At 65.0% G+C, this 18,582-nt stretch carries 16 protein-coding genes and 1 pseudogene; 2 read left to right on the top strand and 15 right to left on the bottom strand.

Annotated elements, in window-relative coordinates:
• From JWN03_RS42040 to JWN03_RS41980, 13 genes and pseudogenes are all read right to left on the bottom strand, one after another.
• Positions 1 to 462 (bottom strand): annotated as a pseudogene (locus JWN03_RS42040) (glycosyl transferase); the annotation flags it as partial.
• Positions 463 to 664: 202 nt separating this feature from the next.
• The gene (locus JWN03_RS42035) at positions 665 to 1,426 is read right to left on the bottom strand and encodes a hypothetical protein (protein ID WP_297627959.1); all 762 of its coding nucleotides are present in this window, start codon (positions 1,424 to 1,426) and stop codon (positions 665 to 667) included.
• Positions 1,420 to 2,625 (bottom strand): lipase family protein, encoded by a 1,206-nt coding sequence (locus JWN03_RS42030; protein WP_297627958.1) that lies wholly within the window; start codon positions 2,623 to 2,625, stop codon positions 1,420 to 1,422. Before JWN03_RS42030 ends, JWN03_RS42035 begins: the two co-directional genes overlap by 7 nt.
• Positions 2,622 to 3,773 (bottom strand): glycosyltransferase, encoded by a 1,152-nt coding sequence (locus tag JWN03_RS42025; RefSeq protein WP_297627956.1) that lies wholly within the window; start codon positions 3,771 to 3,773, stop codon positions 2,622 to 2,624. Before JWN03_RS42025 ends, JWN03_RS42030 begins: the two co-directional genes overlap by 4 nt.
• Before the next feature lies 1 nt (position 3,774).
• Positions 3,775 to 4,314: a DapH/DapD/GlmU-related protein gene (locus JWN03_RS42020; RefSeq protein ID WP_297627954.1), complete on the bottom strand. Its 540-nt coding sequence runs from the start codon at positions 4,312 to 4,314 to the stop codon at positions 3,775 to 3,777.
• Positions 4,311 to 5,288 (bottom strand): GDP-L-fucose synthase family protein, encoded by a 978-nt coding sequence (locus tag JWN03_RS42015; protein WP_297627952.1) that lies wholly within the window; start codon positions 5,286 to 5,288, stop codon positions 4,311 to 4,313. Before JWN03_RS42015 ends, JWN03_RS42020 begins: the two co-directional genes overlap by 4 nt.
• Positions 5,288 to 6,328, bottom strand: coding sequence for a GDP-mannose 4,6-dehydratase (gene gmd, locus JWN03_RS42010; protein WP_297627950.1), 1,041 nt, complete (start codon positions 6,326 to 6,328; stop codon positions 5,288 to 5,290). The genes JWN03_RS42015 and gmd overlap by 1 nt, the downstream gene beginning before the upstream one ends.
• The gene (locus JWN03_RS42005) at positions 6,312 to 7,607 is read right to left on the bottom strand and encodes a glycosyltransferase family 4 protein (RefSeq protein ID WP_297627948.1); all 1,296 of its coding nucleotides are present in this window, start codon (positions 7,605 to 7,607) and stop codon (positions 6,312 to 6,314) included. Before JWN03_RS42005 ends, gmd begins: the two co-directional genes overlap by 17 nt.
• Positions 7,604 to 9,124: a glycoside hydrolase family 71 protein gene (locus JWN03_RS42000; RefSeq protein ID WP_297627946.1), complete on the bottom strand. Its 1,521-nt coding sequence runs from the start codon at positions 9,122 to 9,124 to the stop codon at positions 7,604 to 7,606. The genes JWN03_RS42005 and JWN03_RS42000 overlap by 4 nt, the downstream gene beginning before the upstream one ends.
• On the bottom strand, positions 9,117 to 9,839 hold the full coding sequence (locus JWN03_RS41995; RefSeq protein WP_297627944.1) for a YveK family protein: 723 nt from the start codon (positions 9,837 to 9,839) through the stop codon (positions 9,117 to 9,119). Before JWN03_RS41995 ends, JWN03_RS42000 begins: the two co-directional genes overlap by 8 nt.
• Positions 9,836 to 10,519 (bottom strand): YveK family protein, encoded by a 684-nt coding sequence (locus JWN03_RS41990; RefSeq protein ID WP_297627942.1) that lies wholly within the window; start codon positions 10,517 to 10,519, stop codon positions 9,836 to 9,838. Before JWN03_RS41990 ends, JWN03_RS41995 begins: the two co-directional genes overlap by 4 nt.
• Positions 10,516 to 11,136: an SGNH/GDSL hydrolase family protein gene (locus JWN03_RS41985; protein WP_297627940.1), complete on the bottom strand. Its 621-nt coding sequence runs from the start codon at positions 11,134 to 11,136 to the stop codon at positions 10,516 to 10,518. The genes JWN03_RS41990 and JWN03_RS41985 overlap by 4 nt, the downstream gene beginning before the upstream one ends.
• 121 nt (positions 11,137 to 11,257) lie before the next feature.
• Positions 11,258 to 12,808 carry an oligosaccharide repeat unit polymerase gene (locus JWN03_RS41980; protein WP_297627938.1) on the bottom strand — a complete coding sequence of 517 codons (1,551 nt, stop codon included), beginning with the start codon at positions 12,806 to 12,808 and terminating at the stop codon, positions 11,258 to 11,260.
• A gap of 264 nt (positions 12,809 to 13,072) precedes the next feature.
• Here JWN03_RS41980 and JWN03_RS41975 point away from each other — a divergent pair, with 264 nt between their 5' ends.
• Both JWN03_RS41975 and JWN03_RS41970 read left to right on the top strand, forming a co-directional pair.
• Positions 13,073 to 13,759, top strand: a complete 687-nt coding sequence (locus JWN03_RS41975; protein WP_297627936.1) for an acyltransferase — start codon at positions 13,073 to 13,075, stop codon at positions 13,757 to 13,759.
• Between the two features lie 15 nt (positions 13,760 to 13,774).
• Positions 13,775 to 15,208 carry a hypothetical protein gene (locus tag JWN03_RS41970; protein WP_297627934.1) on the top strand — a complete coding sequence of 478 codons (1,434 nt, stop codon included), beginning with the start codon at positions 13,775 to 13,777 and terminating at the stop codon, positions 15,206 to 15,208.
• A gap of 3 nt (positions 15,209 to 15,211) precedes the next feature.
• Here JWN03_RS41970 and JWN03_RS41965 read toward each other — a convergent pair whose 3' ends face one another.
• The gene (locus tag JWN03_RS41965) at positions 15,212 to 16,690 is read right to left on the bottom strand and encodes a sugar transferase (protein WP_441343164.1); all 1,479 of its coding nucleotides are present in this window, start codon (positions 16,688 to 16,690) and stop codon (positions 15,212 to 15,214) included.
• 407 nt (positions 16,691 to 17,097) lie between these two features.
• A complete protein-coding gene (locus tag JWN03_RS41960; RefSeq protein WP_297627930.1) occupies positions 17,098 to 18,126 on the bottom strand; it encodes a fatty acid desaturase in 1,029 nt (342 codons plus the stop codon).
• Between the last annotated feature and the right edge of the window lie 456 nt (positions 18,127 to 18,582).

The following is an 18,582-nucleotide window of genomic DNA, read 5'->3' as shown; positions in this document are numbered from 1 at the left end:
AGCGGGGAAGCCCAGCAGTTGATCCACGGTGCGGCGCAGGGCATCACTGTGATCGGCAGGCGGCAGCACCAGCACGTCGGCGCGCCAGTAACGCAGGTCCGAGAGGGCCTGATCGCGGTTGGCCTGGTCGATGACCGGAACCGTGTTGAACATCCGAACCAGCGTGAGCATGTTCCCGGTGGGCCGAGCCTCGGCGCCGTAGTGGGCCACCTTGTCCGCGCCGCTCGGTCCGACGAAGTAGCCGCCCACGAGCGGGAAGGTGAAGTCGGCGTCGACCTGCCACCGCAGGGCGACGGCGTCCACTGCCGTGGACGGCGGCACGATCACCACGGAGCCGTCCGAGACATACTGCCGCACAGTGCCATCGGCGAAGAACGCGGGCGTCGGGGTGCGTTCCGCCACCGGCAGCATGGTCGGCGCGAGGGGCAGCAGCGCGAACGCCAGTGCGCCGAACCAGGCCACGGGACAGATAGCCGCCGGCAACGATGAGATCGGTGCGCGCGGCGCGCATTCGCTGCGCTGGTGATCGGGGCCGGCTGCGTCCGGGATGAACTTCGTCCAGTGTCTCCCGGTCTGGAACCGCTACCTCCGATCGGTCCTTGTCGGTCCGCTCGGTTACCCACCCCAGTGCCACGCGCAAACTCCTCTAAATTTCACAACGTCACTACCCCGCCCAGAGGGCGGTGATTGCGGCGGGCTCTTGATCGGCGTGGAATTCGTAGAGTTCCCAGCAGGCCGACATACCGGACCAAGAGGTGATACGTGGGTCGGTCACCATACGCTGGGCTCCGCCTGGCAGGTGAACGGTGACGGTGTCCCCTTTGCGGGTGATCTCGAACGACACCGGGGTTCCGAAAGGTTTTGCGGCGTAAGGTTCATCGGCCAGCACGATGTTGTGCCCTGCGACGGTGTCCCACACTGCCAGCTGCCAATGGTCAACGCTGACAATGAATTGGACACCGGCATTGGGCATTCCATGGTTGCCCACCAACGAGTCCACGAGCGAGTTCTGCCATATCGTGAGCGCGATCGACCCTCCGCCGTCGACGAATCTCACGGTGGCACCGAGCCGCTGTACCGGCGAGCGCAGCAGGGTCTCCACGTATCCGGCGAAGTTGTCGGTCGAGGAACGGCCGTGCACCAGCCGTCCGGCTGCGAGAATCGGCATTGCGGCCGAGGTGATCGCGGCGGCACGGAATGCGTGTCCGTCGACCTTCGCGGGTATCGGCCCGTCGGGCAGGCTGGAGAAGTCGACCGTCAGCGGCGCGCCCACATCGCTGGGCACCGGGCCGAGGCCGCGGGAAAACCCGCCGTCAGCTGCCGGCTGGAGGCCGGCGGCTATATGGCGGTCGGTGACGTGCACACCGAAAAACACGGCCACCGCCGTCAGAGCTGCGGCGACGCCGAGCGCGGCACGGGTCAGCATGTACTGATCGCCGCCTTTCCGGCGAGGCGGTCCAACAACCAAGCACCGATCTGCGGACCGGAGTTCAACGCGGTATGCCCTTCTCCTGGACGTACTTCGAACTGGATACTGTCGCCGATCCGGCAGCCGGTCCGGACCGCCTGACGTACCCATGAGACGTTCACCGTCTGATCGGCATCACCGGTGATCACCAGCATTGGTCCGGACGCCCGGCGCTGCGGCACCGCGATCGAAGCCAACGCCTGCTTCAGGCGGGCGACCGCCGCATCGGAAACCGGTTCGGTATCACCCGAAGTGAGCGAGGCCAGCACCTGCTCACGTTGGTCAGCCTGTGGTCCGCTACACGCCGACCACATCGACTCGCCCTGCGCCAGTTCTCCGTGGAGATAGTCGCCCGCGTTCAGCTCCGGGTGGTAGTTGGACATGCCTGCCAGCACCATCGGCAGCCACAACTGCTGCTCGTGCGACAGCCAACCCGACTGAGCCAGTGCGACCAGGCCGGTCAGGTCGATCGTGGGCGCGCTGGACGCCGAGCCGCGGAATTCCAGCCCATCACCGTAGGCCGCGGCGTATTCGTTGGCCGCCCAGGCTGCTTGGCCGCCTTCGGAACCTCCTACGGCATACCAGATATTGGAGGCATCCGGCACCACCGCCCGGACTGCGCGGACGGCATCGATCATGTTGAATGCGGCCGTCTTCGGCTCCAGATACAGGTTCTCACCGCCACCGCTGCCCCAGCCCTGGAAGTCCGTCATCGTCACCGCGAAGCCCAGCTGCAGCAACGACGCCACGACAAGGTCGTAGCCGAGCAGATCTGAGTGTCTGGAAGGACCGCACTGCGGATCGAGCCCGGTGGCACCGCGTCCGTAGCTGAGAATCGGCCAACCGCCAGCGGGAGCGTGGCCGGACGGGACGAACACCACACCGGACACCTGCTGGGCGGAGCCGTCCACGCCGGACACGCTGCGATAGGTCACCGTCCAACCGTGATTACCGTCGGCGGCAAGCGCCGCGCTCGGGTTGCGGATCGGCGCGGAGGTGACGATGCTGCCACGCTGCCCGAGCACTTCGGCCGACAGCTGCGGTAGGGGGGCGTCGCTGAACGTCGACGGGGCGCTGTCGGCGGGGCCCACCGGGCCGCATCCGGCCAGCACGAATGCGGTCGCGCACGCCGACGCCATGGCAATGATCCGTTTCACAGCCGAACTCCCAGCTCGCCGGCCGGGACGACTCCGTGCGCCTCGCGATAGATCTGTTCCAGCCGTTCGGCGACACCGTTCATCGACAGTCGGTCCCGGACCAGTCGCGCCGCGGCCGCACCCATCTCCGCGCGAATGTGCGGTTGCAGCAACAGCTCTCGCACGGCAGCGGTCAGCGAGTCCAGATCGTCCGAGCGCACCACGATGCCGCAGGCGTTCTCCCTGATCAGCGGTGCGAGCCCGCAGCTGTCGGTCACGACCACCGGCAGACCGCGCGCCATCGCCTCCAGCACACTCATCGGGTACGGCTCATCCACGGAGGCAAGCACATAGACGCTCGCCCGCGCCATCCGCTCAGCGGTGTGCTGCGGCGGCAGCGGGCCCTCCCAGCGCACCGGCGCCGCCAGGCTGTCAATGAGCTGCCTCGTAGGGTCGGCAGCGCCCTCGTCGGGGCCGACCATCGCGAATCGCGCGGCAACGCCTTCCGCGTGCAGGCGTGCGGCCAAGCGCACGAACAACTCCGGCCGCTTGCGCGGGTGCATCCGAGCGAGGTACAGCACCTCTGGCGTACCGTCCGGGCCAGCGCCCGGCGAGTCTGCCGCAGGCAGTGGCACACCGTTGTGGAGTTCCCGCAACGGCAATTCCGCGCCCGGGCCGGCCACCGCGGCCAGATCGGTTGCTTCGCGCGGTGTCAGGTGCAACACCGCCGCGGCGGAGCGCAGTATGGGGACGGTCCAGAATCGATCCAACGGCCGGGCGAGGAGTCTGTCACTGGGGTCGATCATGCCGTGCGTCTGCACAATCAGCGGCACACCGGCCGAGCGCACAATGCGAGCCGCCGGCAGGGTGACCAGGTCGCGCGCCAAATGCACGTGCACCACGTCGAATTCGCGCACATGCCGGCGCAGCCATCGGGTCATCCCGCGGGCACGCAGGCCTGCGAACCCGACCTTCGGAATCGCGGTGGTGGCGGGAAACCCGCGCACGTCGAGTCCGGCCGGCTCGGCGTCGGCACCGGACACCGCCGCGGTCAGTACGATCTGGTGACCGCGGCGGCGCAGTTCCTCGGCCTGATTACACGCCACGCGGACCGGACCGCCATAGGCGCCGTCCGGTGAGAGCAGAGTTACGACATGCAGTACCCGCATGTCACACCGCCACCGCACGCGGGGCCAACACCGTAGCGTCGACCGCGACGTCGGAGGTGACCAACGCGGTCGCCCCCACGGTGGCCCGCTCCCCGACCACGACGCCGCGTAGCACGGTGGCGCGAGCGCCGATCCACGCGCCGTCGCGCACCACGATCGGCGCGTTGTCGAATTCGAAGGTGCGCGACCGCCGGTCGTGGCTGCCGGTGCACAGTAGAACACCCTGCGACACGCACACATTCGCGCCGATGGTCACCGGCTCGAGGTTGAGGATCCAGGCGTCCTCACCGATCCAGCTGTCCGCTCCGACCGTCAGCTTCCACGGCCAGTGAATTCGTACCCGATGCCGGATCAGCACGCCGGCGCTGATATTCGCACCGAATGCGCGAAGGATCGCCAGCCGCAACCGGTTCGGGCACCACCACTGCGCGATCACCCCGGCGACGGCCAACCAGGCGATCTGTACCACGACTCCGCGTCCTTTGTCGTAACCCGCGGCGGTGAATCCGGCCAACGACCGCGCGGTCGCGTCGGTGCTCACGACACGCCCCGCGCGGTGGACTCGTGCTCCCGGTACCAGGACACCGTGTCCGCGATCCCCGCGGCCAGATCGATTCGCGGCTGCCAGCCCAGTGAGCGGAGCAGCGTCACATCCAGCAGCTTGCGCGCAGTGCCATCTGGTTTACTTGCATCCCAACGGGTTTGACCGTGGTAACCGACGGCCTCCGCGACCAGTGCGGCCACCTCGGCGATCGAGAGGTCACTGCCGGTGCCCACATTGACATGGCCGCTGCCGTCGTAATGGTCGAGCAGATGCAGGCATGCCTCGGCCATGTCGTCCACATGCAGGAACTCGCGCAGCGGGCGACCACTGCCCCAGTTCGTCACCTCTGCGCCGCCGTCGCGGAGCGCTTCGCTGTAGCGGCGGATCAGCGCGGGCAGCACATGCGAGGACTGCGCGGAGAAATTGTCGCCACGCCCATAGAGGTTGGTGGGCATCGCCGAGATCCACGACAACCCGTACTGCCGGCGCACCGCTTGGACCTGCAGAATCCCCGCGATCTTGGCGATGGCGTAGGCGTCGTTGGTCGGCTCCAGATGCCCGGTGAGCAGGTACTCTTCCTTGATCGGCTGCGCAGCGTGCTTCGGATAAATGCACGATGAGCCCAGGAACAGCAGCCGCGGAACCTGCACCGCCACAGCAGCATCCAGCACATTCACCTGGATCTGAAGGTTGTCGGAGAGGAAGTCGACCGGATAGGTGTTGTTCGCCCCGATGCCGCCCACCCTCGCCGCGGCCAGCACTACGGCATCGGGGCGAGTCTCGGCCATGAAGGCCGATACCGAACTCCGGTCGCGCAGATCCAGCTCCGCCGAGCTCATCCCGGTCAGGTTGCGGAAGCCGGCGCGTTCGAAGCAGCGCCAGATCGCCGAGCCCACCAGCCCGCGATGGCCCGCGATGTAAACGGTCGAATCGCGGTCCAGCGGCTGGGCCACGCCGGTGTCGAATTCCATTATGCCGTCGCCCAATCCGCCAAGGCAGGCCGATCGATCCAGGATTTGCCCGCATGCCGCAGCGCCTCGATGTCGGCGTCCACCATGATCTTGGCCAACTCCGGGGTATGCACGCCAGCCTTCCAGCCCAACAGCCGTTCGGCCTTGCTCGCATCACCCACCAGCGCGTCGACCTCAGTCGGGCGCAGGTAACGGTCGTCGAAGCGGACGTGCTCGGACCAGTCCATGCCGACGTGTTCGAACGCGGCGATCACGAAGTCGCGCACCGTGTACGAGCCGCCGGTGGCCAGCACATAATCGTCGGGTTCATCGGCTTGTAGCATCCGCCACATGCCCTCGACATACTCGGGGGCATAGCCCCAGTCCCGGATCGATTCCAGATTGCCCAGGTACACATGACTTTCCAGACCCGCTGCGATCCGCGCCACCGCACGGGTGATCTTGCGAGTAACGAATGTTTCTCCGCGGCGCGGAGATTCGTGGTTGAAAAGGATGCCGTTGACCACGTACATCCCGTACGCCTCGCGGTAGTTGCGAGAGATCCAGTACGAGTAGACCTTCGCCGCGCCGTAGGGCGAGCGCGGGTAGAACGGCGTCTCCTCATCTTGCGGCGGCGGCGTAGCACCGAACATCTCAGAGCTGGACGCCTGGTAATAACGACATTCCACCCCCGACATGCGGACCGCCTCTAGCAGCCGCACCGAGCCCAGTCCGGTGGTGTTGCCGGTGTGCTCGGGCTCGTCGAAGCTGACTCGCACATGTGACTGTGCCGCAAGGTTGTACACCTCGTCGGGCTGGATCTGCTGTATCAGCGTCACCATGCGGGCACCGTCGGACAGGTCGCCGTAGTGCAAGAACAATCGAGCCTGCGGGTCGTGCGGATCTTGGTACAAATGGTCGATGCGGGCGGTGTTGAACGTGGAGGCACGCCGGATCAGACCGTGTACCTCATATCCCTTGCCCAGCAGCAGTTCCGCCAGATATGAGCCGTCCTGCCCGGTGATACCGGTGATCAGTGCTCGTTTACCGGATTGCCTCATAGTGGCTGCCCCTCCTACTTTTGCTTTGCCTGGCCCTTGTCTCGACCAGGTCGGTCAGCCACTGCTCGAACTGATCAATGGCGTGCGCTTGCGACAGTGTGCGTGCGCAGAATTGGCGGCCGGCGGTGCCGAGCGCGTGCGCCCGTTCGCGATCGCGGCCCAGTTCCAATGCCACGCGCACAAGCTGTGCGGGATCATCCGGCGGAACTACAAGTCCACCACCGGAAGCAGAGATCTCCGCCGCCGTGATGCTGTCCGCATCGGTGGCCGCCACCACCGGATTGCCGGTGGTGAAGTACGAGGTGAGCTTGCTTGGCACGGCCATCTCACCGACTCCCGGCCGCTCGTTGACCAGCAGCACGTCGGCAGCAGCCAGTGCCTGCTGGTACTCCTCGTCCGGCAGCGGGTCCAGGAACTGCAGCGTATCGATGCCGCGTCCCAGCTCCTCCAGTCGCGGGCGCTGGTTTCCGCCGCCGAGCAGGACGAACCGCACCGGTTCGCCATGCTGTTGCGCATAGCCGGCGGCCGCCACCACATGGTCCAAACCTTGCTTGGCGCCCATATTTCCGGTGTGCAGCACGATGACGCTCTCGGGATCCCATCCCAGCCTGCGACGCGCCGCCGCGCGATCGATGACCGGTCCCGGCTGTAGATGAGTCCAGTTGCGGATCACGGTGATTCGCTCCGCCGGAACCCGAAGATCCTCGGCGATACTGGATTTGAAGCGGTCATGGATTGCCACCACGCCATCGGCCGTGCGCAACACTCGCGATTCGAATGCGGCGGCCAGCTGCGCGGGCCTACCGCTCATCGCTCCGGTCTCCACCACTCCGCGGCTGTAGAGATCCTGCACCCAGACGCCCACAGCAGGCCGAGACATGTTGCTGCGCAATCGAATACGGGCAAGACCCATTGCGGTGGACAGTAGTGCCGGGCTGACAAACACCACGGCATCAACGGCATCGTCGCGCAGCGCCGCTGCCAAGCCGGCCCCGAAGCTCGCCTCCATGCGAACTCTTCCAAGCCCGCTCGGGGGATCGGGCACGAAGTGCCGCAGTCGTTGCACCGCAACGCCATCCAGCTCGTCGCGCAGTGACGCGGCGTCCTGGTAGCCCGGGCGCAGCCGCCATTCCGGGTAATGCGGCAGGCCGGTCAGCACCCGCACACGGTGGCCGCGCTCGCACAGGCCGGTGGCCACACCCGTTGTATAGGGCGCGATTCCGGTGCTCTCCGGCGCATAGTTCAGGCCCGCGAGCGCGATAGAAAGCGGACGGGTCATGGTGTTACTCCGATCGTGGCGGTGTACTGCAGGTCCTGGACCGGAGGATGCGCCCGGACCGGCCACGGCGACTCGGCCGCCAATACGACCGCGCCTGATCGGTCCAGATCCGCGCCGACCGTGATGTCGGAGTCCGAAGTCGGCAGCGGCGCCGTGCATACGCCCAATCCAGCGGGCAACGCGCACTGAGTGACCCGATCACCGGTGCGCACCGTGACGGTGCCCGGTGCGGTGAGGAACGCGAGAGCCGCGGCATTGTCACGGGCCGGCGTGCTGCCGGGACGCAGCGACATCCGCAAAGCCTGCGGAGGTGTCGGCTGGGCTGCGACCAGTTGCTGGCGGTGCGTCAGATACAACGCGTCGTGATCAATCGCGGGCGGTTTGCCGAGCTTGAACCAACGCAGGTAGTAGGACGAGATGTCCAACAGCGCGTTGCCGTGGTGCGCAGAGGGTGCGAACGACGTGCCCTCGCTGTAGTCGTTCCACGTGACCAACTGCACCCAGTCGGCGCCGCCGGAGATCGCAATCGTCCACGTGTTCCGCAGGTTCTCCGTGTTGGCCGCCTCGTCGAAGACGCCGTCCCGAGGTCGATAGTCCTGTACTGACACCGGCTGCATCCACCGGACACCACGGCGGTGCGCATCAGCAATGGTGTCGAGCGGAAACCCGGAGGTCGGATTGAACGCTGGATTTCGCCCGCCCCAAATCGACATCGCGTAACTGATCGGAGCGAAGTCTGCGGCCTGGTTGTCGTACGTGGTGAACACCGGCGCCAGGGCAACGCTGATTCCGTGTGCGCTCCACATGAGCTGTGTGAACTCGGACCACCATGCGGCCGAATGATTTTCGGCCATGTACGGCGAGACCACCAGACGGCCGTCCGATAACCGGAAGGCGGCTGGCTCGCTCGCCCAGCTCGCGAGCTGATCGACCAGTCGCTCCACGCTCCAGGTGCGTGGCGCGCCGGATATGTCGGGCATCAGCATGATCTTGAAATTCGGATCCACAGTGTGAGCCGCACGCATCAACAGCGTGGGAACATCGGAAAACCACAGGGTGCTGTCGTCGGCGGCGGTCAGCAGATCCACCGAGAATCCGTTAATTCCTGCTGAAATCGCCTGTTGCACTTCGGTTTCCAGATCCTGCAAACGCCAGTCCGCACTATCCGACACCGGACGCGGCAGGGGCCGGTCGCGTAACAACCCGCCGAATGCCGCATTCGCACCGGCGCTGCCGCCGGGGGCGAGGTATTCGGTGGTGTAGTAGTCGTGGTCGGCCGGGGCGTTGTCAATCGAGATCGGATAGGGAGGGAAGTAGTGGGCGAACACGAGTTTGGCGTCGACACCTTGGTCGCCTACGGCAGGAGCCGGTGCGGCAGGAACCGGTGCGGCGGGCGACGCGGCGCACGCTGCGACGAGGGCACCGGCCGTCGCGGCCAATGCCAGCGCACGCACCCCTGCCCGGACACGACGGCCACAGTGCGACATCGTGATCCGGTCTCGGGAAGAATCAGTCACGCGTTCGTACCTCAGCCCTCGGAAGCACCTGCGTGGCGAAGTCCATATTTCCGGTGTCTTCATTTCCGGTGACTTCGCGGCGCACGGCCCCGACACGGCGACGCGAGCGCGCGGCGGCCGTCGGCGCTGCCGCGCCAGGGCGGGTCGTTCGGCCCATCCTCCACTGCGCCAGTCCACCCAAAGCCGCTCCACCCGCGAGCCCGCCACCCAGGTCGATCAGGGCGTTGGGGCTGGACGGTTTCGCCGGTGCCGTGGCCTTGCGCACCACGTTGATCTTGGCCACCGACTGGCTGGAGGTCGCCGGAGTCTCCAGCCGGGAGACATACGCGGCGAAGTTCGACGCGTACGCGTTCGCAATGTCGGCAGCGCGTTGCGGCGACGCATCGGTCACGCTCACCTCCAGCAGCACAGTCTTCGGCAATTGCTTCGCCGAAACCTGGGCGATGAGCTCGGCCGGGTTCAGCTTCAGCGACAGATCATCGATCACCTTCGCGGCCAGGTCATCACTGGTGAACAGCTGTGAGTAACTGACCGCGCGCTGCTGGCCGAACAGATCTCCGGCGTAAGCTCCGGCCGAGTCGGCGCTCACCGGGGAGCCGATGAACAGGGTCGTAGTGGCGGTATAAGCCTTGGGAGACAACAACAACAGCGTCACCCCGGCCAGGCACCCGAGCACTACACCGACCGCACTGGGCCACCATCGCACGACATTCACCGGACGGACCTCTCTCTTACCTTCTCATTTACGCCGCGCAGGCTCCGGCGTTTATGTCGCGCTCGGCCGGACCGCTGGGGAATGACCACTGCCGCGGTCACGCCGGCCAGCAGACCGCCGCCAGCGGCCAGCGCGAGGTTGTTCCAGATATCGGGTTCCGACGGATGTGTGGGCAGTTGAGCTGTCTGCGTGATCACCGGATCGACCGTCGGAATCAACGACCCGGTCGGCGTTTCCACCGCCCGGATTTGTGCGGCCAACTCAGCGGCGACACCGTCGGCGAGTCGCTGTGCCTGTGGCGCCGAAGGATCGGCCACCGACACATCGATCAGCACCGTGTCCGGAATCAGATGTGCGGTGACCTCACCGGCGACGACATCAGGTGACAGGTGCTCGCCCAATTTGTCGATCACCCGATGAGCCAGATCGACATCACTCGCGAGGTGCACGTAGCTCTGGGCGCGCGAGCGCGCGAAGTCATTGCCGCGGAACGGACTTGCCTCGTCACTGTTGCGTGTTGCGCCGTTCCAGCTGGGCGTGGCCAGGAATATCCGGGCGGTGGACACGAACTTGGGCGTGGTCTGCACGGTCACGCCGATTCCAGCCAGGATGGCGACCAGGAACACGGTTGCCACCAGCTGCCAGCGGTGTCGCAGCAGCGCGGTGAAGGAGGCATTCACGACGGCACCCTCGCGCCAACGAGATCACCCAAGCCGTGCCGGGCCATGGAATCGGCGATCTTGCCCGCCAGGAACTGATTGCCCAGCGCATTCGGATGCACATGATCGGGTATCTGCATTCCCTCGATGTCCACCCCCGAGTACCACTGTTCGGCTACCGGATCCAGCAGCGTGGCGTGCGCGGCGCCGCAGGCTGCGACGAAACCCGTATGTACCAGCGAATAGTTCGTGTACGGGGTCGCCGACATGTAGGCGGGCATGATCACCACGACGCGTGCCGACGGCCACAGCTGCTGGACCTCGGCCAATGTCTGGGTGAACGCGTCCACCACCGCCGCCGGATCCTTGCCCAGGTCATTGCGCCCGGAATCGAGGACGACCATGTCTACGGCATAGAGCTTGACGTCCGCCGAAAGCCGATCCAATGCTCGTCCCGGAGGGGTTGGGTAGAAGCCGGCGCCGTCGTTCAGGTACCCGGTTGCGCCGAAAGCGTCGACGTTGCACGCCCAGCCTTGCGAGCGCGCCAGGATGCAGGCGTAACCATTGGCGGCACCCGCGACGCCCGCGCCGACCGTAAAGCTGTCTCCCACGAACAACGCCGAGAGTCGTTGCGACACACCAGCAGCGTGATCCGACACGGGCGACGATGTGACCTCACCGACCGGCACTGCCATGTGCCGGTTGACCACAACCCCACCCGCAACCGTGACAGCCACCGTCGCGAACAAGATCAGACGACTAGCTGACCTGCGCATCCGCAGGACCCTCCCCCCGATGAAACACGAACATGCCGCACACCACGATCACCAACAGACTGGACATTGCTTGCAGCAACGAGCCACGCAGCAAAATGATCAAGTAGAACGGCAGGATGCACGCTAACACGCCGGGTGACCTGGTACGTCGCAGTGTTGCGTCGATACGGTCATCCTCACGCCGGGCGAGGGCGCCCAGCGCCCCCATGCCGAGGATCAGCGCAGGCCAGGTGCCGTTGATGTAGAGCTCGCACCACAATGGCGCGGACAGGTTCTTGAACTTGTAGCCGCGGAAATCCGCCAGCAGAATTCCGGTATCGGTGGGCTTGTCCTGCCACAGCTTGCGCGGCACCCAGAACAACACCACGCCCGCCGCCTGCCGACCGTTCGTCGAACCCTCCCGGTTCACATACAGCACCGTGTTGTTGATCTGAGCGAACGAGTCATAGTCCGGCGACACCAGCGAATCCAGCGGACCAGCCGACTTCAGCTCACCGCTGGCGCTGTAACGGAACACATCCAGCATCGGGAAGACCACCACCAGCGCAGCCACCGCCGACACCGCCACCAGCCGGAAACGGGTCGGAGTTGACAGCAGACCGAACAATGCGGCGACCGCGAGTGCCGCCGTGCCGGAGGTATAGCGCGCATTGGCGATCGGATTGAGCACCACCGCCAGTGCGGCACCGTCGAGTATCAGCAACGCGAGAACCACTCTGTCCCGCCGACGTTGATACACCTTGGCCAGTGCGATGAACGCCACCAGCGCGGGCATCTGCGCGCCCGCGGCCACCACTGCGGCGATCGGCTCCTGCCAGTGCGCCGCGATTGCCTGCCCCAGGTTGTCCCGGGTGGAGAACAGCGTCGAAGGCCCTACGGCGGCAACGTAATAGGCGGCGCTCATCAGGGCCGCGACGCCGAGCAGCAACGCCCGGCGCCGATCCACCTCGCGTGAGGTGGGGGCCGAGCCACCAGCGCCGTCACGCCGCACCAATCCGTACAAAGTCAATCCGCACAGGAACGCGGCGATCCCGACCACCACCACCAGCATGGCCGGGCCGTTCAGCGTCGGGTCCGCGCCCTTGGTGGTATCGGGCACCTGTTCGGACCGCAGCTGGACCAGCGGCGCAAGGCCGAGGAATACGTAGGTGAAAATCCAGAACGACATCTCCACCGGGCGCCGACGCCCGGTCTCGATCAGCCTGGCATAACGCAGGCCGGCGATCGTCGTCACGATGAGCGCCCCGATCCATGCCGGTTCGCGCGGTGTCGGTGTGGCCCGTACCAAGAGCGCGGGAACGATCGCAATCATCGCGACAGCCGTCCACACCGCCGCCAGTGACGGCCACCAGCCGTCGCGGGCGACGACTACAACATCTCTTTTTTCGCCTTGCCGACTTCTGCCGAATGGCCTGTGCGCAGATTGTGGTTGGTCTCCCCTAAACGGCGGCACACTCACCGTGCCCATGGCGGCGCAAAAAGGCCCCCGGTAGATAAAATCGTGATGCGCGCGCCATGCCGAACTGCTCTCCAACCCGCCCCGAACTCAATTAGCGCGTCAGCGTAGCTCAATCGGAGCGATCGACCAACAGGCCGGCGGCCACCCAGCATTCGAGCTCGGAGACATTCGCAAACTTCTATACGCAAGGTTCCATATTGATAGTTACGTCACACAAGGTTGCCGATGGCGAGGATGCACCCCCGCACGGTAGGCTCGCACGACGCGATTCCTGGGGGAAGCGGGTTTGTTCAAACAATTTCACAAGTAATTTCACCTGCAATACGGGGGGCTTTTCCCATGCGTACATTGTCCGGCCTGATTCAGGCCCTGTTGTGGTTGCTGCCTGCGAGCGCTGCCAAGAACGCCGGGCTCCGCCGATTTGGGCACCACATTGGCAATAACGTCCGGCTGGGCCCTTCCCTGGTGTGGAGTTGTCGGCGTTTCGTCATCGCAGACGCCGTGACTATTTCCACGGGTAACGTCTTCCGCGGCATGAGCGAGATCCGGCTCGGTCACGAGGTCATGATCGGCTCGTGGAACTGGATCAGCGCTCATCCGGGCTATCAGCAATACAGCGAGCTGGCCGGTCGGTTGAATATCGGTGACGGATCATTCATCACGTCCCGTCATTATCTCGACTGCTCCGGCACGATCGAGATCGGTGAGTGGAGTGCCGTCGGCGGGCAGCGCAGCACCCTCCAAACGCACGAGATTGATGTCGTGACCAACGAAACCACCGTGGGCCGAGTGCGCATCGGCAACCGCTCGTTGGTCGCCACCGGATGCATCCTGCTGCGGGGGTCGTCGCTGCCCGATCGCTCCCTGCTCGCAGCGGGCTCGACCCTGACCCGGGCAAAGTCCGAAGTGCCGCCGTCGCAAGGTCTTTGGGGAGGCGTTCCCGCGCGGTTCATCAGACCCATGCAGGGCGAATGGTTCGATCGCACCGAGATCCACACCGATGTCGTCCCGTTCGAGACACTCTGACGCAGGGGCAGTCGCTTGAAACGCCCGGCGTTGCGGATGCTGACCGGCACTGCCGACCAGATTCTGTCCAGCCTCAGCAACGCCCTGATCGTGTTCACCGTGGCGCGCACCAGCAGCGTTGCCGACTTCGGTATGGCGAGCGTGCTGTTCTCACTGACCACCGCCACGCTCGCGGTTACTCGCGCCGCCATCGGCACGCCCGTGCTCCTGCTGGCTGGGCGGCACTCCAGCTACGTCCTCCGGCACACCCGCACCGCCGCGGGTGCGGCACTACTGTTCGGAATCGCGATGGGAGGTGTGCTGGCGGGGATTTCCCTGCTACTGCCCAACCCGAACATCGGACTCGGGTTCGCGGTAGCGATCCCGCTACTGCTGACCCAGGATTCGTTGCGGTTCTCGGCAATCGCCCTGGGCCGCACCGGGGCCGCCTTCTGGTCGGACGCGGTATGGACGGTGGCTTCGCTAGGACTGCTATGTACGGCGCTGCTAGACCGGCGCCTACTGCCGGTAGAGCAAGTGATCTCCCTCTGGGCCGTATCGGCCGGTGTGGCGCTGATTGTGTTGCTCGTGCAGCTACGGTTGTTCCCGGCATGGCACGGCCTGGCATGGTGGTGGCGCAACGAGCGTCCGACTCGGCTGCGCTTCGCGCTGGAGAGCTGCGTGGACCAGTTCAGCGTCATCGTGGTGGTCTTGCTGTCGACTGTGGCAGTCGGCTCGGATGCCGCAGCCGCGCTGCGCGGCGCGGTCACCATCCTCGGCCCGTTTGCAATTCTGGCCAATGCGCTCAACCTGATCGCTCTTCCGGAAGCCGGGCGAGCACAGTTGACGACCGTACAGCTCTGGCGAAGGCTGCGTCTTGTGGCTCTGCCGATCTCGGTGGCCGCGATCGCCATCGGTGCTGTGGCACCGTTCATTCCGCCTTCGATCGGTGCACTCGCGCTGGGCGACAGCTGGGTTCCCGCCGCACACGTGCTTCCGATCATCGGGGTCGAGTACGCCGCACTGACCTGGGTCGGCTTGGTTTACAACCTGCTCCGGTACCACCGGGCCGCGAACCAACTATTGCGCGCCCGCATGATCCAGACCGGAATCACCATTGCTGCCTGTTTCGGCGCGGCACTCGTCTTCCATTCCGCGCTTGCCGTTGCTGTCGGTTTGGCGGTCTCCGCCTGCCTCAATGCCGGTGCGCTGCTGGTCTGGGTCGTACGCGACCTCGGATCGCCAGGTGCCCAGTCGGCTTCCAGCGGCGCTGCCGCAACCGGCGGCCCGCTGTCGAGCACCGTCGACACCGATCCGGAACGCACCCAGCCGATTCCGTGGCTCACCCAGCAGCGACTCCCAATCAGCTTCCCGGCGGCCGGCCGGACTGCGGCGCCACCGCTCCACAACGAGCCGGTGCCCACTCGCTACGAGCCACACCGGCCGCCGCGGCTCGCCGCTGAACCGTAAACCTCAGTACGCTCCGTCCGCGGCGGTGACGGCGGACACGGTCTTCATGATGATGAGCAGATCGCTGATCATGGACCAGTTTTCGATGTAGTACATGTCCAACCGCACCGCTTCGGCCCAGGGCAGATCGGAGCGGCCACTCACCTGCCACAGACCGGTCACGCCCGGCCTGACCAGCAGTTTGCGCTGCAACGTGATGTCGTATCGTTCGACCTCCTCGGCCAGCGGTGGACGCGGGCCTACCACGCTCATATCACCCAGCAGCACATTGAAGAACTGCGGAAGCTCGTCCAGGCTGTATTTGCGCAGGAAGCGCCCGACCCGGGTGACACGGGGGTCTGCACGGATCTTGAACAGCAGCCCGGCACCCTCGTCTCCCTCGGCCAGTTCCGCCTTTGCCTTGTCCGCGTCGACGACCATGGTACGAAACTTGATCATCTGAAATGGGTTGCCGTGCAACCCGATTCGCTCGGAACGGTAGAATACCGGCCCTCGGCTGTCCAGCTTGATCGCAATTGCCGCGAACAACATCACCGGACCGGTGACAAGCAGGCTTCCCGCCGCGAACACCCAGTCGAATGCCATCTTGCCGAATGTCGTGGCGCGGTTGTAATTCGGCTGGCTGACATGTACCAGCGGCAGGTTGCCGACCGGGCGTAACTGCATGCGCTGATCAGCCACGTCGACGATGCCCGGCGCGACAATGAGATCCACGCCGAGGGGTACCAGATCCCAGGCCAATTCGCGGATCCCGTGGGACCCCAGCCGTTCGATCGCCGCCACCGCCACCGTATCCGCGCCGGTCTCCGCGATCGCCGCACGGATCGACTGCGGCCCTTGGAGCACCGGCACCTCCAAGTCGGCCAACTCTGCCGGATCCAGCGCTCCGCCCGGAAAATACACGCCCACAACGCGATAGCCGGCCTGCCCATCACGGGCAAAGGACCGCATAATGTCCCCGGCCGACCGAGGATCGCCAACCACCAGCACATTGGTGAGGTACCGGCCGACGCTCCGCTCCCGTGCCGCGATCTTCCGCCAAACCCACCGGTTGACCAGCAACCCGACAAGCCCCACAGGTAACGCGACTCCCAGAAAACCGCGGGCGAACTCGATACGCAGGAGCAGGGATGCTATGGCGATGCAGCCGAACAGGCGGAAGGTCACCAACGCCAGTTGTTCGTATTCCGCCCAGCCATGTCCGATCAGTCGAGTCGACCACGCATCGCCCCAAAAGAGGGCGCACACCCAGGCCAGGCCGAGCAATAGCGCCACCAGGGTGTAACCACCGATGGTCTGTACCCAGGCGGGCTGATGAGTGTCACTGACGCCACCGAAACGAGCAAATCGCGCCGCCACTACCGATCCGAATACCACCAGTGAATCGGTAATACTCAATCGCCTCCGGTATTCCGTCTGCCAAGTGTGCCGGCTTAATCGCGCGGTCGCCAGATTGGCTAGCTCCGACCATGCCCACCGCAAGGTGTTCTCGGCAGGTTCATCAACCGCATCGGCACGTGACGGAACGTCGGAAGCTGCGGCCCTTTCGGCCATTGCGAGTCCCCCAAAAAATCGAGCTCAAAATATTGCACGGTCTGCCCACGTTCAGACCTACTGTTCATTTGTTTGTTCAATGACCAAAAAAGGCCGGTGCCAACTCCCTTTAAGCGCACCAGCCAACATGTCATGCCCACAGTCACAGTGGAAATGACCTTGAACTGTCGGGACAGTACCAAATTCTTGGACGGCGGACCAGCCCTGATTTGGAGGTGACCGATATACCTACCTATACACCTACCGATACACACCTATCCACCTACCGATACACGCGGTCGCCCTATCCGTTGCGGACATCGGCACAAGCAACTAAAGAGATTGTGGAATCGCCATCACGGGGACCTTTTCGCCTCTGCGCGCTGGATCAGCCCGGTCATCACCGCGGCCAGCGCGCTGGGCTGGTTCGCCGGGCCGTTGCGAAACAGCCCGCCGAATTCGCCGACCACGCGCGCGTATTCCGGGTCGGCAAGCCGGATCCGCATGGCGCGGCCCAGGTTCCAGTACGGCGTGCGCGCATCCAGGTGATGCTCCAGGTGCATGTTGTCGGCAACCGGGCCGGTAAGCAGCAGTTCCAGGCCGTGGCTGAGCTTGTTGCGGGTCATGTACAGGTCGATGTGGTTGTCGCGCGCGATCGGTGTGTGCTCCGACAATCCCACGTACCAGCCGATCATCTGATACACGGTCAGATACGGCACGAACCACAGCACCGCCACATCCCACACCGTGCCGGTCAGTACCGCGACCACGAGTACCACCAGCCAGAAACAACCGAAGGCTACGCGGTCCCGCTTGGCTGCGGCCTGCCAGGACTGCGGGATCGACTGAGCAGCAGCCGATTTCCTACGCAACAACCGGACGGCACTGCGCAGCCACTGTCGTAGTAGCGGCCCGCCGAACGCGGGCAGTATCAGCAATCGCAGTATTGTGTCCCGCCGCGTGCGAACCTCGTAGACGCCACGATCCACGAACTCAGCGGTGTCCGGATCGCGGACCGGATCGCCGAGCAGCGGATGATGAGTGGCCACGTGCGACAGCTTGTACCCATAGTGAGTCTGCATGATCGGGTACGCCCCGATCACCGTACCGATCAACAGATTCAGCCATCTCGACCGTGCCGCCGTGCCGTGTACAGACCAATGCAGCAGGCTCAGCAGCGCCCGCTGTCTGCTACCGACTACCAGCAACGACACCGGATACCACCACCAGCCGTACGCTACCGGCAATACGGATGCCGCGACTACCGCACTCAGGTGAACGGCGCACGATCCAGGCCCGTGCCAGTTGTCCAGGTCGTTCAGCTCGCGTAATTGCGACCGCAACTGCGGTGAGAAGCGATGCCGGCTATATCGGATGCCCGCCACGACTGTCCCCCATCGGCTCCGCAAACCGAATGCGCAGTGAATCTGCCGCCGGGATCACCGGATCGATCGGCATAGCCTTGAACAACCTTCCCCCACAACGACATTGCGCACGTTCGACGCGCACAGGCCTGTCACCCTAATCGACCCGGGCCGACCGGTCCACTCGATGTTCGCCACCAATCTCCTGATGTTCACGCCATCGGGCCGGGCCGCAGCAGCACCGACATCGCCGCGCAAATCCATGAATTGATCCGAGGTGATCCGGGTACGAAAAAAGCCTCAGCCGAAGAACTTTCGTTCTTCGGCCTGAGGCACTGGTAGCGGGGACAGGATTTGAACCTGCGACCTCTGGGTTATGAGCCGAGTGCGCCGTGAGGCGCTGTTATCCATGTTGGAGGTGTGATGACTCCGAAGTGATTGTGTCGCAGCGCAACTGCTGTAGCTGGGGGCAGTCTG

The organism is Nocardia sp., from assembly GCF_025465275.1.
In the GTDB taxonomy this organism is placed as follows: Bacteria; Actinomycetota; Actinomycetes; order Mycobacteriales; family Mycobacteriaceae; genus Nocardia.
Note: the sequence above shows the minus strand (reverse complement) of the source record. Positions and strands in the feature narration are given on the sequence as shown.